The organism is Parahalioglobus pacificus (assembly GCF_014652275.1).
Classification (GTDB): Bacteria; Pseudomonadota; Gammaproteobacteria; order Pseudomonadales; family Halieaceae; genus Parahalioglobus; species Parahalioglobus pacificus.
Map to the genome: position 1 here is coordinate 1487654 of NZ_BMYM01000001.1, position 12696 is coordinate 1500349.

At 56.0% G+C, this 12696-nt stretch carries 11 protein-coding genes and 2 tRNA genes; 5 read left to right on the plus strand and 8 right to left on the minus strand.

The window, feature by feature from the left end:
* The first annotated feature begins 24 nt into the window (after nucleotides 1–24).
* The gene (locus IE089_RS06825) at nucleotides 25–1215 is read left to right on the plus strand and encodes a glycosyltransferase (RefSeq protein WP_189476583.1); all 1191 of its coding nucleotides are present in this window, start codon (nucleotides 25–27) and stop codon (nucleotides 1213–1215) included.
* Nucleotides 1216–1238: 23 nt separating this feature from the next.
* On the opposite strand, the gene pepN is transcribed toward IE089_RS06825, so the two are convergent.
* Genes pepN through IE089_RS06850 form a run of 5 tightly spaced genes read right to left on the minus strand, consistent with a single transcriptional unit; the run spans nucleotide 1239 to nucleotide 6782 of the window.
* Entirely contained in the window at nucleotides 1239–3896 is a 2658-nt protein-coding gene (pepN, locus tag IE089_RS06830) for an aminopeptidase N (protein WP_189476586.1), read from the minus strand.
* Between the two features lie 5 nt (nucleotides 3897–3901).
* The gene (locus IE089_RS06835) at nucleotides 3902–4732 is read right to left on the minus strand and encodes a DUF2797 domain-containing protein (RefSeq protein ID WP_189476588.1); all 831 of its coding nucleotides are present in this window, start codon (nucleotides 4730–4732) and stop codon (nucleotides 3902–3904) included.
* A 16-nt stretch (nucleotides 4733–4748) separates the two neighbouring features.
* Entirely contained in the window at nucleotides 4749–5009 is a 261-nt protein-coding gene (locus IE089_RS06840; protein WP_189476590.1) for a YeaC family protein, read from the minus strand.
* A 46-nt stretch (nucleotides 5010–5055) separates the two neighbouring features.
* Nucleotides 5056–5898, minus strand: coding sequence for a rhomboid family intramembrane serine protease (locus IE089_RS06845; RefSeq protein WP_229802620.1), 843 nt, complete (start codon nucleotides 5896–5898; stop codon nucleotides 5056–5058).
* A complete protein-coding gene (locus IE089_RS06850) occupies nucleotides 5898–6782 on the minus strand; it encodes an NAD(+) kinase (protein ID WP_189476593.1) in 885 nt (294 codons plus the stop codon). Before IE089_RS06850 ends, IE089_RS06845 begins: the two co-directional genes overlap by 1 nt.
* A 74-nt stretch (nucleotides 6783–6856) precedes the next feature.
* Here IE089_RS06850 and IE089_RS06855 point away from each other — a divergent pair, with 74 nt between their 5' ends.
* Together IE089_RS06855 and IE089_RS06860 are read left to right on the plus strand one after the other, a co-directional pair.
* A complete protein-coding gene (locus IE089_RS06855; protein ID WP_189476594.1) occupies nucleotides 6857–7774 on the plus strand; it encodes a DUF1853 family protein in 918 nt (305 codons plus the stop codon).
* Between the two features lie 101 nt (nucleotides 7775–7875).
* Nucleotides 7876–8559, plus strand: a complete 684-nt coding sequence (locus tag IE089_RS06860; RefSeq protein WP_189476595.1) for a DUF3313 family protein — start codon at nucleotides 7876–7878, stop codon at nucleotides 8557–8559.
* 70 nt (nucleotides 8560–8629) lie between these two features.
* Here the strand turns inward: IE089_RS06860 and lipA are convergent, their stop codons facing one another.
* Entirely contained in the window at nucleotides 8630–9628 is a 999-nt protein-coding gene (gene lipA / locus IE089_RS06865; protein WP_189476596.1) for a lipoyl synthase, read from the minus strand.
* Nucleotides 9629–10147: 519 nt separating this feature from the next.
* Here lipA and IE089_RS06870 point away from each other — a divergent pair.
* Together IE089_RS06870 and IE089_RS06875 are read left to right on the plus strand one after the other, a co-directional pair.
* Complete coding sequence (locus IE089_RS06870) at nucleotides 10148–10780, plus strand: hypothetical protein (RefSeq protein ID WP_189476599.1); 633 nt, start codon at nucleotides 10148–10150, stop codon at nucleotides 10778–10780.
* A gap of 16 nt (nucleotides 10781–10796) precedes the next feature.
* The gene (locus IE089_RS06875) at nucleotides 10797–11525 is read left to right on the plus strand and encodes a hypothetical protein (protein ID WP_189476601.1); all 729 of its coding nucleotides are present in this window, start codon (nucleotides 10797–10799) and stop codon (nucleotides 11523–11525) included.
* 173 nt (nucleotides 11526–11698) lie between these two features.
* On the opposite strand, the gene IE089_RS06880 is transcribed toward IE089_RS06875, so the two are convergent.
* Both IE089_RS06880 and IE089_RS06885 read right to left on the minus strand, forming a co-directional pair.
* A tRNA-Asp gene (locus tag IE089_RS06880) sits at nucleotides 11699–11775 on the minus strand.
* 17 nt (nucleotides 11776–11792) lie between these two features.
* A tRNA-Val gene (locus tag IE089_RS06885) sits at nucleotides 11793–11868 on the minus strand.
* Nucleotides 11869–12696 lie beyond the last annotated feature (828 nt).

A 12696-nucleotide genomic window follows, 5' to 3' on the forward strand; every position in this document is an offset into this window, starting at 1 on the left:
TTTTCCCAAGAGGCAGGGTGTTATATGAAACAGGCTCAGCGCGTTCTCTTCATCACGCCACAGGCGCCCGCGAGTGGCGGCAATGCCTGTTCGATGAAGAGCCTCGAGGCCCTCGCGCTTTTCAGCCAGCATTACCCTGTAACGCTTGCCTGCCCCGCTCGTTCAGATCGCGAACCCCAAGCATTGAAAGACACCCTTGGGCTGGAGGGCATCATCTGGGCCAAGCCCGATGCCGCTGTGCAAGCCGACGAGGTGGCGCAGCGTCTGAACGCTATGATCGCGCCGGACACCACGAACCGTTTCAGCGAGGCCCTGGCTCGCCAGGTGACGAATGTCGCCGCAGATTTTGACATCATCGTCATCGACCATTTTTACGCCTTCTTTTACCAGCCCGCTGAATTTACCGGCACCACCATCTATCACGCCCATGCTGCACATTTCGCAGACATACAGGCACAACCCGACTGTGCCGGCCTTGAAGAAAAAGTAGTGAACGGCTTGCGCAAGCGAGAACTGGACGCCTGCGCCGGCGTTGATCATGTGTTCGCTACAGCAAATGACGCCCTGCGTCTGGCGGATGCTGGTGTTCCTTTCGGGAAGCTACAAAGCTCGCTGCTAGGCAGCCACATTGATACGCGCAAAAGCGACGCCATTGACTTCAACCGGACGAAAGCCCAGCTACTGTACGTGGGGTATCTGGGCGATGCCGACAACGTGCGCAGCCTGATGTGGTTTATACGGGAGGTGCTGCCTCAGCTGCGGGAAAGCATGCCGCGTTTACCCCTGCACCTTGTGGGCAAAGACCCGGACCTGCAACTGCTAACCCTGGGCATGAGCGACCCGAACATTCACTTCCATCGTTCCATGGAAGAAGCAGAAATGGCCGGCGAATCTTTCCGGGTCAGCATTGATCCGCTGCTCTATGAGCGCGTGGTCGACACCAAACTGATCAATAACCTGGCCAGGGGCACACCGACAGTCACCACCGTTGCCGGCGTTGCTCGTCTACGCGGCGAGGCACCTGATACTGTGGTTGCGGCTCAGTCATCCGGTGATATGGCAGCACACATCCGTACACTGCTCACCGACAAATCGGCTTGGCGCAAGCTGGCAGTGGCCAACCGTGAATTTGCGCGCTCTCGCCTGCACGTGCACGACCTGATGTATCGCCTGCGGGCCCAGTTGTCTCAGCAAGGTGCTGTTGGCGCGGCCTGAGCTACGCACTACGCACTCGCGTATTAGGCGAGAGAACGGCTGACCACTTCAAACACATCCGGCGACAAACCCGACACCGCGGCCAATTCCTCCAGCTCGGCCCGCATCATGTCGCCTCTGCCCTGATAGTTTCGCCATTTGGTGAGCGGGCCCAGCAGCCGCGAAGCAATTTGCGGATTCATGCCATCGAGCACAGCAACCTGCTCTCTCAAGAAGCGATAGCCCGCGCCATCGCGCCGGTGAAAGTTCACCGGGTTACCACTGGCAAAAGCGCCGATAACAGCCCGCACCTTATTCGGGTTTCGCAGGTCGAAGGCATCGTGCGCCATCAGCGCCTGCACGCGCGATAAGGCATCCTCCAGCGGCAACATGGCCTGTAGCTGCAACCATTGATTCACTACCAGAGCTTCGTGGTGCCACTTGTCAAAGCAATCTGCCAAGGCTGCGTCACGCTGTACGTCGTTACCGAAATAAGCGACAGCCTGCAGGCCAGCCAGCCTGTCGGTCATATTGTTAGCGCCGTGATACTGCGCCAGCGCCAGCTCAACGCCATCGACACTGTCGGCACTGAGATAGCCCAGCGCCGCGTTGCACAAGCTGCGCCTGGCTATCTCCGGTCCGCTGGCCTGGTAGGGCTCAACGCTGTGCAAACGCCCGAACAGGCTCTGCCACTGCTCCGACAGTGCGCTGGCTAGCGCTTCACGAACGCTGTCCCTTGCAGCATGAATACCATCTACATCAGCCTGGCCAGTATGACTTGCGAGCTCTGCCAGATAATTTTCACCGGGCAAGGTCACCATCATGGCCACCATTGCAGGATCCAGCGACGTATCGGCGATAACCGCTGCTACAGAGTCAATCAGCAACGGATCAACGTCCGGCTCACTGCCGGCATCGAGTTGCGCCTGAACGTCCATAATCACCTGCACAGCCAATTGCTGGCTGGCATCCCAGCGGACAAAACCGTCGGCATCGTGACTGATAAGCGCCTGCAAGTCTTTACGGGTATAGGGGTAGTCAAGCCGCACTGGCGCTGAGAAGCCGCGCAGCAGCGAGGGGACAGGCGCTTCGTTCACGCCGGTGAAGACAAATCGTTGCTCGGCGGAATCGACAGTCAGCACGCGATGCGTATTATCCGACGTCTCCGTATCCGGCAATTCACCCTCGAGGCGTAAGGGCAAGTTGCCCGCGTCACCCAGAAGGCCCATCGCCAGTGGAATCACCACGGGCTGCTTGTCGGTCTGCCCTGGTGTCGGTGGGGTGCGCTGCGCGACAGTGAGGGTGTAGGTTTGCGCCTCCTCGTCATAGACACCGCTGGCACTGACTTCCGGCGTGCCCGCCTGGCTGTACCACCGCCGGAACAGGCCGAGATCAACCCCGGACGCGTCTTCCATGGCAAGGACAAAATCTTCACAGGTGACTGCCTGCCCATCGTGCCGTTGAAAGTAAAGGTCGCTGCCTCGCCGAAATGATTCAGCGCCCAGCAGGGTGTGGATCATCCTCACCACCTCTGCACCCTTTTCATACACGGTGACGGTGTAGAAGTTTGATATCTCGATAAATGAGTCAGGCCGCACCGGGTGCGCCATCGGGCCGGCATCTTCGGCAAACTGTGAGGTACGCAGGACAGTGACGTCCTCCACGCGCTTGACCGTTCTGGAACCCATATCTGATGAGAACTCGGCATCGCGGAACACGGTAAAGCCTTCCTTGAGACTGAGCTGGAACCAGTCGCGGCAGGTGACCCTGTTCCCGGACCAGTTGTGGAAATACTCGTGAGCGACGATCGATTCAACCCGCTGGTAGCCGGCATCCGTCGTTGTATCCGGCGATGCCAACACGCAGGAAGTGTTAAAGATATTGAGGCTCTTGTTCTCCATAGCGCCCATGTTGAAATCATCAACTGCCACTATGTTGAAAATGTCCAGATCGTACTCGCGACCGAAGGTCTCTTCGTCCCAGCGCATGGATCGTTTCAGTGAATCCATGGCGTGGTCACATTTGTCGAGATCCTTGGGTTCCACAAAAATTTTCAGATCAACCTCACGGCCTGAACAGGTGGTGAAGCTATCTTCGACAACGCTTAAGTCACCCGCAACCAGGGCGAAGAGATAAGCCGGCTTGGGGAATGGGTCATGCCAGGTGGCACTGTGCCGGCCACTGGCTAGTGCCTCGGTAGCCACACAGTTTCCATTACTGAGCAACACCGGATAGCGCGCGGCGTCGGCCTCCACCGTCACCGTATAGATCGACATCACGTCGGGCCGGTCGAGGAAGTACGTGATTTTGCGAAAGCCCTCGGCTTCACACTGGGTGCAAAACATGGTGCGCGACTTATACAGCCCCTCCAGGGAGGTGTTGTTCTGCGGCTCTATACGCACCACCGTGCGCAATTCAAACTCACCAGGCACAGCCTCCAGGGTCAGGCTCGCCTCATCAATGACGTAGGTCCCCTCCCCCAACGTATTGCCGTCCAGCTGAATGGATTCCAGCTTCAGCGCTTGGCCATGGAGTACCAGAGCTTGCGTCTCAGGGGCGCCTGCCGTCCGCGCAATGCTCAGCGTCGCAGTGACCAGCGCGTAGTCTTCATGCAGGGCAAAGTGCAGCTGTGTTTGCTCAATGCGGTAAGCCGGTGGCTCGTAGTCTTTCAGGTAAATGGTTGCAGGCTGTGCCTCGCGCATCGGATCTACTCCCCGGAAACGGCAATGTTGTAGCCGCTGTACTTTCGCATGTTGATAACGCCGGTATCGAAAATAAGGTACTGACCCTTGATACCTTCGAGAGTGCCCTCCACAAGCGGAGTCTTGTCGAGATTGAATGACTTGACCTTCACAGGATGCTTCAGCACGGGATACCGAATGCGGGTCTCCGCCTCATCAACCAGCTCTGTGATGGCCTGAAGGCCATGCGATGCTTGCAACGCATCAATCTCATCGCGGCTGGAGGTCATCAAGGCCTGGCGTCGCTCTTCGAGATCCAGAGGGTCAGCATCCCCCTTGAGCATGGCCTGCCAATTCGTCTTGTCGGCAATATGTGCGGCGAAGGCCAATTCAACCAGGCCGGATTGCAGTCGCGTGCTCACGCGGAAAATAGGCTTGGCTTGCGTGGCTCCCTGGTCCATCCACCGCGTGGGCACCTGGGTGCCTCGCGTGATGCCCACCTTCAGGCCAGAGGTGTTTGCCAGATACACGATGTGATCGATGTTGCAGTTGGCCTCGCCCCACGCGGGTTCTCGACAAGTGCCTTCAATAAAATGGCATTTCTGGGGGCTCACGATGCAGCTATCGCACTGGGCAAGGCGTTTAAAGCAGGGATAGCAGTAGCCCTGGCTAAAACTCTTATTGGTTTTGCGATCACAATGTATGCAGTTAATCGTGCCAAGATAGGAAAGACTGAGGCGCTTTCCCAAGTGCGCGTTCAGCGGTATCTCGGCATCACCCACAATCATGTGGTAATTCACGACATCCGCCAGCTCGGTGCGCATCTTGCGAACCTTGCCTGAACCTAGTTCAGCCATTCTTCAAATCCTTAACTTAGTCTTGCAGCCACTTGATGGTGGTGGTGGTGTCCGGGTCGTCACACACCTCACCCGCCTTGTGCCCGCGGTCGATGTAGCCAATGCGTTGCTCCTCCGGCAGATGTTGTGCGCCCCAGGCAATCAGGGCTTCCATGACAGTGCAACGCTGCTCTGCTGACAATAGCTTACCATCAGGCCACCGGCCCAGTTCCATCGCCCGGCGCAGACTGCGATAGATCTCCGGGCTCATACTGTTGATCAGGGTGTCATAGTCCATAGCTGCCTCCATATCCGGGCGGCGATTATAGCGATTTGTGAGGCGATCAGCGTGAGGCCAATGCGAATACTGCCCCTAGTAGTGCACCGGTGAGCAAGCCTCCCACATGGGCGGCATTCGCCACGGCACCGAAGCCCAGCACTTCGACAACACCCAGTACACAGATCACCAGCCAGCCCAGCATGAACAACATGATGGGGTTAGCGGGCCTGAATCCCCAGGCTGGCTGCAAGGTGGCCCCCACCCAGGCGAAACCCAGCAACCCATACACGACACCGGACAGCCCGCCAAACAGTGCCGGGCCGCCAAACAGGTACTGGATAGTGTTTGATACCAGGGCGATAACCAGAAACAGCCCCAGCAGGTTCAGGGAGCCCAGACCGCGCTCTATCCGCGAGCCCAACTCCCACATCCAGAGGCAATTGAAGGTGATATGCAGCCAGCCAAAGTGCAGAAAAACAGGCGTGATGTAGCGCCAGGGCGCGGCGCCCGGCTCACCAAAGACCAGCTGATTGCCAACCACAGCGAATGGCGTAAACGTGAACAAGGACAACAGTTCCGGAGATGCCCGAAACAGCAGCAGTGCAAAGCCGGCTACGCTGAGCGCAATGATAGCCAGGGTGACCGGCGAACGCATCCCGCGCGATAACAGCGACGGGCCCGCCTCTCTGGGTCGCGCAGTGATCTCAATATTGAGTTCGCCGGAGCGCCAGGCCTGATAAACGCGCTGCACTTCGCGCGCCTCGGCGTCAGTGGCGGTTTTCACCGTCTGCCTGCCCTGCTCTTCGAAAATGCGGTGTCGCACACCCTGTTGACGCAGGGCCACCGACAGCGGTAACAAATCTTCAGAGAGATCGACGGCGATCGCCGTCACATCCATGCTTATCATCAGTTTGTGAGTGCGTTGCTCCACCGCAACTTATCGCGGCAGCTGGCATAGAAGCTGTGACCTACGGGATGCAGCAGCGTCAGCTTCTCCGGCTTTTTACGAATCACCACGGAGTCACCCGGCCGCGCCGTCATATTGACCTGACCATCACAGGTGACCGGCGGATGAATGCGATTACGGGATAACACGTCGATGCGGATCTCGCTGTTGCCATCCACGACAATGGGGCGACTGCTGAGCGCATGGGGAAACATGGGCACCAATACGACCGCATCCAGAGCAGGATGCATGATGGGGCCGCCTCCCGACAGCGAGTAGGCGGTTGAGCCAGTCGGTGTTGAGACAATCAATCCATCTGCACGCTGTCGGTACACAAAGGTGTCATCGATATACAGCTCAAGCTCAATCATCTGGGCTGAGGTGCCTGAGTTAACAACCACGTCGTTGAGGGCATCAGCTCGGCCAACGACCGCACCATCGCGCATTACCTTCGCGTCCAGCAGGAAGCGCTTTTCATGCGTGAACTCACCGTCGAGTACGGCGCCCACCTGCGCATGTACATCGTCAGGATTAATGTCGGTCAGGAAACCCAGCCGCCCGCGATTCACGCCCAGCACAGCAACGTCAGAACGGGCCAGCGTGCGGGCTGCGCCTAACAAACTGCCATCACCGCCAACCACAATGACAAGGTCAGCCTTCTCGCCGATATCTTCGAGTGCGCAGGCGGAAAGCCCTGCCACCGGCAACAGCTCCGCCAGTCGCTGCTCCAGCAAAATCTCGGCGCCACGTGATTGCAGCAAACGTACAAGCTCGTTGAGAACCGGCGCCGCATCTTCATGTTGGCTGCGGCCCACCAGTCCCACGCATTGGAAAGATAACGGCATGCTCGACGCATCCCCTGTAAACTGGATCCTCATTATAAACACAGAACCAGTGCGGTAACGCAGCTGCTACATCTATGCTCGATCTCCACACCAGCATCGTGCGAGACCTCGCCTGGGCTTGTTTTTCATCGCCCTTGGTCCAGACCCATGAGATTGTGGATGAGGGCCAAGCGCTGGCCAACTGCGGACTGACGCTAACACCCCACCGCAAGATCTGGCTAACGCAGTTGGAGGCGGACCCTTCGGCTTTACGGGCATGGCTGGGAAGCTCACCGCCGCGCCGCCTGGGATTGTATGTGGAGCGCCTGTGGCATTTTTTTCTCGAACAAGACCCCTCGGTGGAGTTCGTCGCACACAACGTGCCGGTGCGCGGAGGTGGGCGGACCTTGGGGGAATTCGACTGCCTGTACTACTGTTACGACCGAGAGCGCTACTTTCATCTGGAACTGGCGGCGAAGTTCTACCTCGGTGTGGCTGAGCCTGGCCCTGCGAGCTGGCACCAATGGTGGGGACCCAACACCGCTGATCGACTGGATCTCAAACTGGGTCGGATGCTGGAACACCAAACGCGGTTGGGGGAGCAACCCGCCGGCAGGCAGGTGCTGCGTGAACTCGGTATCGATGAACTCGCCTGTGAAGCTGAAATCAAGGGCTACCTGTATCAGCCATACAACAAGGCTTTACCCATGCCTAGAGGATGCTCAACAGCAGCACAGGGTCTCTGGGTACATGCGTCGGAAGTTGAGGAACTTATGTCAGCGCATGCGGCCCAATACTGGCAATTACTTGACAGAATGGCGTGGCTGGCGCCTGCAGCCAGTTTGATCACAAGGCACGCGCATGGGCCCTGCTCGAAAAGCGCTACACTTACAGCACTGCGGGAACACTTTCAGGTCAGCGAAAGACCGGTACAGATCGCTGGATTCGAGGAATGCACCCACGATGTCCTGAGGGTTTTTGTGGTGCCGGACAACTGGCCTATGGGGAACTAAGAGAGTGACGCTCGTTTTGACGAAAAATGCCTAGACGGGCAGACTCAGGTTTCTAAACTCGTCAAGCATCGCTATTGGAACCAACAACAAGGATCATAACTATGAAGCCTCATGTTCTTATCGCCGCTGCTGCCGTTACCGCAATGACGGCGTGCAGTTCAACCGAGCCCACCGTTCAAACCGGTGATGACGCCGAAGTCATCATGGGTAATTTGCACAAGGTTGATAACAGCCGCACCGACCTGGCCTACGTGGATCCCGAGGCCAACTTCGGCAAATACAATAGCGTGTTGGTTCAGCCGCTGGGCGTAGACAACGTCGAAATCCGCCAGCCCAATAACTCTTACTCTGCAGTCGGCAACCGTACTTGGGAGCTGACGGACAAGGACAAAGAGAACCTGCGCAAGTCCTTCGCTGAATCCATGGGCAAGCAGATGGAGAAGTGCGGCTACCCTGTGGTGACTGAAGCCGGCGACGACGTCTTGCAAGTAGCCGCGATGATTACCGGGATTGCCCCCGCTGCTGCAAAAGACGACAACTCTTCGCGCGCCGTAGGCCGTACCCGTGTTTACACGGAAGGTGCAGGTGCTATGGCAGTAGCCGTAATGTTTGGCGACTCGGAAACCGGGGAAGTCCTGGCCATGATCAAGGACACTCGCCAAAGCAACTCTGCAGGTAACTGGGGGCTGAATAACTCTGTCTCCAACATGGCGGATGTGCGTCGTTTCTTCAATGGCTGGGCTAACCAGATCTGCCAGGGGCTGGACCGCGCCCACGGCAAATAATCAGCCATAAAAAAGGCCGGCAATCGCCGGCCTTTTTCTTTCACGGTGAGCGGGAATGCTCATCGCAGCACTACGACGACAATCCCACGTTATTTTTCTCCAGCACCTGCTCTGCCCGGTAGCTAGAGCGTACAAAGACACCCGAGACCACCTCCAGGAACCCCATAGCCAGGCCTTCCTGACGATACTTTTCGAACTCTTCGGGCGACACGTAGCGCTCAATAGGGTAATGATTCGCCGTGGGCTGTAGATACTGGCCAAACGTCAGGATATCTACCTTCGCCTCGCGTAGTTCTTGCATGCACTCGGTGATTTCTTCATCTGTCTCGCCCAGCCCCAGCATCAGGCTGGTTTTGGTGAGCACGTCGGGACGATAGGCCTTGGCATGGGCAAGTACATCCAGGGTCTGCTGATAACCCGCTCGGGGATCACGCACCGGATGCGTTAGGCGCCTCACCGTTTCAACGTTCTGGGCAAACACCTCAATGCCAGAATCCACAACAACTTCGACGTCACTCAACTTGCCCAGAAAATCAGGCGTCAGTGCTTCGACGGCTGTCTGCGGATTCTCTTCCTTCACTGCACGCACACAGGCAGCGTAGTGCCCCGCTCCACCGTCGGGGAGGTCATCTCGGTTCACTGAGGTCAATACAACATACTTTAGGCCCATCAGCGATACGGATCGCGCAGTGTTTGCGGGCTCCTCGGCATCCAGCCAACCCTGGGGGTTACCGGTGTTGACGGCACAAAAGCGACAAGCGCGCGTGCACACATCGCCCATCAACATGATGGTGGCAGTGCCTGCACTCCAACACTCGCTCATATTGGGGCACTTGGCTTCCTCGCACACGGTTGCCAGGCGGTGTTCGTGCACAATGCCTTTCACCCGTTCATACGTCGCACCCCCACGGGCGCGAATGCGCAGCCATTCTGGCTTGGGCAATCGTTCTCCAGAGCGAGCGCTGGCCTTGATGCCGTCCTTGATCGCAGTGATGCCACGCTCATTGACGAACTTATCGCCGCTATGAACCTGAACGGTTGGAATGAGATTGTCGCTGGGTTTGGGCATGACGAGTACCGCAAATGAGTGGGAGCAAGTATATCAGCTCTAGAGTCAACACTAACTCCGTCGGCTACCTAGGCGATCTCAGGTGGTGGGGCCGCCAATGGGAACCTGGAAATACGTCCGTGTCGTTTCGATCAACTCATGGAGATGCTCGATCCCAAGGCTACCGTCGGTGAACGCCGCCAACCTCTAAGTCTTCAGATACAAAAAAGCCCCGCCGGATGGCGAGGCTTATCTGTATATGGCGGACCGGACGGGACTCGAAAATGTGACTACGACCTGAGTGTCGCCCAGTGTCGGTCAATCTTCCAATAATTCAAGCACTTAGAAGAAAGCATAGCGACACTGAAAGACACCCACAGACGGAGACTGTCCAAAACACTGTCCAACGCACGCCTAATACTCCGGCCGAAAATTTGGCTTGCCTACCTTGAATTATTATTCCAAAACCCCACTTTGTTATTGTTAGACAAAGAATAATTTTCTAGCATCCGCAGATCATTAAGACCATGGAGGGTAAACATGTCAGTAACGGCTGAGCTGAAGGTAAAACTTTTCGCTGGAGAAACCTTGGTAGCTGAATCGGAAGATCAGCTCCTATGGAGCCAAGCTTTGGCTGCAATCCAAGCCGCTGAAACTATGACTACGCCTGTGGACGCATCCACACTTGGCACTCAGCAACTACCAGTTGTCCAACAAGAAAGCGATTTTCAGGAGGCACCCGCGACCGCAGTGGTCGCTGAAGATGATGTTTCTGATTTCGCGAACGACTTGGGCGTTGAGAGACAACAACTGGAAGGCGCACTAGATCCAACAAAGGAATCTCCGTACATCCACCTCGATATCAAGTGCTGGGAAGCCTTCAAGAGTAACAACCCGAGTAAGGGCAGAAATGCAATCGCAAACTCTGTGATTGCCGCGACGATCCTCTGCCTCTGGTGGAAGAAGGTGGGCCTCGATGGCCGACCGTCAGTTAGAACCATCACCAAGCTGCTAAGTAACATTGGGACAGAAGACAAGAATCCTGGCAGGGGCATTACGAATTGTAGCTGGCTCCAACAACGCACTGACGGGGTACATATTAATCCGGCTGAAGTGTCGAAAGCTGAAGCTCTTGTTACCGCTTTCGTGCTGAAGACAGCTTTACCAAAGTAAATCTCTGATCCCTATCATGGAACAGCCATCCGACTTTCTCCGAGCCATCTCGGCACTAGAGTTAACCTATCGAGAGCGCGTAGTTGCATTGCTATGGTGGCATGGTCGCGAGGACCAGAATGCCAGTCGAACGCCAAAAGAACTGGCAGAAGAGTTGGAATCCGCAGGATATGCCAAGCAGACAACTTCTCGACTAAGGCAGTATCTTAAGGCTGATAAAACCACTGCAAAATCAGGTACTGATGGCTTCAGAATCAAGATAGACAAGCGGGCAGCGCTGGATGAACTGTATCAGCCCTATATCGGATTCGTTCCTGTTCCCCCGAGCGATTCAGTTTTGCCACGTGAGGTCGTGGCTGGCTCTAGAGGTTACATAGAATCTGTGACCAGGCAGATCAATGCCAGCTACGATAGCGGACTGTACGACTGCTGCGCAGTCATGTGCCGAAGGCTGTTAGAGACACTCGTAATCGAGGTTTTCGAGTCCAAAGGAATCGAAGCCCAGATTAAAGATGCCAATGGCCATTACTTCATGTTTTCGGGACTACTCGGCGCTCTTGAGAAGACATCTGGTATTAGCCTAAGCCGCAACTCTAAAACCGGGCTGGCTGACTTCAAAAGACTAGGGGATTTGTCGGCACATAATCGGCACTACAATGCTAAGAAGCCAGACATCGATCTAGTCAGGCCAGGGCTCAGAGTGGCTGCGCAGGAACTGCTCAGCTTATCGGGATTGATCAAGTAAAACTGGGATATTCAGCTTCGAGACAAGGAGTCTGACCGAAGTTTTTCATATTTAACCGCACGGGACGCAGTCCCTTACTGGCATCACTGTCCAATTTCGCCCATTTTGGACAGTGGTGAAATGTCGCCCAAATAAAAAAACCCGCAGAATCAGTATCCTGCGGGTTTCTTATATGGCGGACCGGACGGGACTCGAACCCGCGACCTCCGGCGTGACAGGCCGGCATTCTAACCAACTGAACTACCGGTCCTGGTAGCTACAAAAATATGGTGGGTGGTGACGGGATCGAACCGCCGACCCTCTGCTTGTAAGGCAGATGCTCTCCCAGCTGAGCTAACCACCCCCTGAGCTGAGACGCGCATTATAGGGATAAAACCTAGGCTGTCAAACACCGAGGGCAAACTTTTTGCCCACATGATATTTCCAACGATTGTCGCACGCTTAACTGCAGAAAATGTGTTCAGCGAGAGGGCATAAATCTGTCTGAACAGACTCCGCCAATCCAATGAGGGCCGCCCTCACCCCATCATAAAAACACGACCAAGAGACCAGTTCCCTAAGCCGCGATGGGCTGATAAACAGACGCGGGGCCGGCGCCGAAAGCGGGTTCCGATTGCTGCTGTGGTCTTTCCCTGAATGAACACCACATAGTGCAAATATCACTTCGAAGGACGTGCTAGGAGTTGACCGATCCCTTAGCAAAGCCTCGCCGTCGCGCTGCCTGTGCCAAAGGGTGAGTAGTCGCGGGAAAATGGGTAACACCTGCCACGCTACTGCGCTTTTTCGATGGCGCTATAAATACAGGGCGAAGTGGTCTGCCACTGCACAGTCGGCGTGACGATTTTGCCCTCGATGTTTCCCCGCGCTGCCTAAAGTTACCCCCGGTAGCACACTGCACAGGGTTATGCACACCTTTCCGAAGCGGTCACACTAAAAGCCACTTTACGGCTCTTTTTACACATTTCACGTAATAAGATACCTCTAACTATATGTTTTATATGGTAAATGACTATCTGTACGTTTTTTAACCACTTTGTGACAACACAGTAACATTCGCCCTCGAACGCCGCGTTAAACACTTTACTCACCGACTTATCCACAGTTTCTGTGGACAATCGTGACGCGTGGTCAGTGCATTACATGCCCTGCCCAGCGCGCCGGTTCAACAAAC